Raw genomic sequence first — 1,488 nt, forward strand, 5'->3', positions numbered from 1 at the left:
TGTTTATGTCAGGTTTTTTGTTTTTTTCACAATTAAGAATAGTAAATAACGCATTTTATGCTATAAAAGATGTAAAAACTCCACTTAAAGCATCAATGATTTCAGTTTTAGTAAAACTAATAACCTCTGTTGTATGTGCCTATTTGTTTGGTTTTTGGGGTTTAGCTTTATCGTTAAGTATTGTAGGTTTTATTAATTTAGCAATACTTACACACTATTTTAATAGAAAAATTGGTAAAATCGTATATAAAATACCAAAAGAAAGTCTAGTTATTTTTTTTGTACTTATTTTCTTATCAATTGGCCTAAAAAACATAAATTTTAGCAAAACATATATAATAAACGCTCTGGTTCGTTTGCTATTATCTGCTTTAATTTATGGACCAATAGGATTTTATATAATAAAAAAAGAGTTGCTAAGTTATAGGATTAAGCAGTGACTCAATAAAATCTCTTGCAACAAATGCCCTTAAGTCTTCTATCTTTTCACCCATACCTATGTATCTTATTGGAATCTTAAGCTCCTGGCTTATTGCAAAAATAATACCACCTTTTGATGTACTATCCAGCTTGGTTATAACTATACCACTTACACTCAATGCATTATTGAACTCTTTTGCTTGTACAAGTGCATTTTGACCAATTGTTGAATCAAGCACAAGTAATATTTCTTGAGGAAAATTACCTAATTTTCCAATAGAACGCTTAATTTTTTTAACTTCTTCCATAAGATGTTTTTGTGTGTGGAGTCTACCAGCCGTATCAATTAATACAATATCATAATTCTTTGCAAGCGCCTTATGAACACCATCGTACGCCACAGCAGCTGGATCAGTTTTTGTAGATGGCGCTAAAATATCGCAAGAGCTCCTTTTGGCCCATTCTTCAAGCTGCTCAATTGCTGCAGCTCTGAAAGTATCTGCTGCAACAAGCAAAACACTCTTACCACGTTCTAAGTATAAACTTCCAAGTTTTCCGATAGTTGTTGTTTTTCCAGAACCATTTATGCCAACAACCATAATAACAAATGGAGATCCCTTTATATAAAGAGGTTTTTCGACACTTTCAAGTACACTCAATAGAATATTTCTAATTACAAACTCTGCGTCTCTAATAGTTTTAACAGATCCGCCAATATTTTTGTTTATTTCTTCAATGATTTTCTGCGTAATTTCAACGCCAAAATCTGAGGTAATAAGTAATTCTTCTAACTGATCCAAGTAGTTTTGATCTATAGGTTTATCTTTAAGTGTTATATTTTCTTGTGCAAATCCTGATTTTATCTTTTTAAATATATCAAAAATACTCATTTTCTCCTCGATTTTATGAATTTTTCCATAATAGATTGTCTTTTTCCAAACATCCAGGTATCAGAAAAAATACTGCGCTCTAAAGTCATAGCTTTAAAATTATCCAGATGATTTGATTCTATAACAAGTGTTTTTATTGATTTAATAAGATTTAAATTTTCTTTCGAAAAACTTTTAC

General features: G+C 30.3%; 3 protein-coding genes. 1 reads left to right on the plus strand and 2 read right to left on the minus strand.

Annotated features, from left to right (window positions below):
- Positions 1–440 (plus strand): lipid II flippase MurJ (locus Q0C22_RS00445; RefSeq protein WP_291490130.1); only part of this gene is annotated, 440 nt, incomplete at its 5' end.
- On the opposite strand, the gene ftsY is transcribed toward Q0C22_RS00445, so the two are convergent.
- Complete coding sequence (gene ftsY / locus Q0C22_RS00450) at positions 417–1,310, minus strand: signal recognition particle-docking protein FtsY (protein ID WP_291490131.1); 894 nt, start codon at positions 1,308–1,310, stop codon at positions 417–419. The two genes, Q0C22_RS00445 and ftsY, sit on opposite strands and share 24 nt — an antisense overlap.
- The coding region (locus tag Q0C22_RS00455; RefSeq protein WP_291490132.1) for a hypothetical protein at positions 1,307–1,488 on the minus strand (182 nt) is incomplete at its 5' end. The genes ftsY and Q0C22_RS00455, both read right to left, overlap by 4 nt.

Origin of the sequence: Desulfurella sp., from assembly GCF_023256235.1 — a bacterium.
In the GTDB taxonomy this organism is placed as follows: Bacteria; Campylobacterota_A; Desulfurellia; order Desulfurellales; family Desulfurellaceae; genus Desulfurella.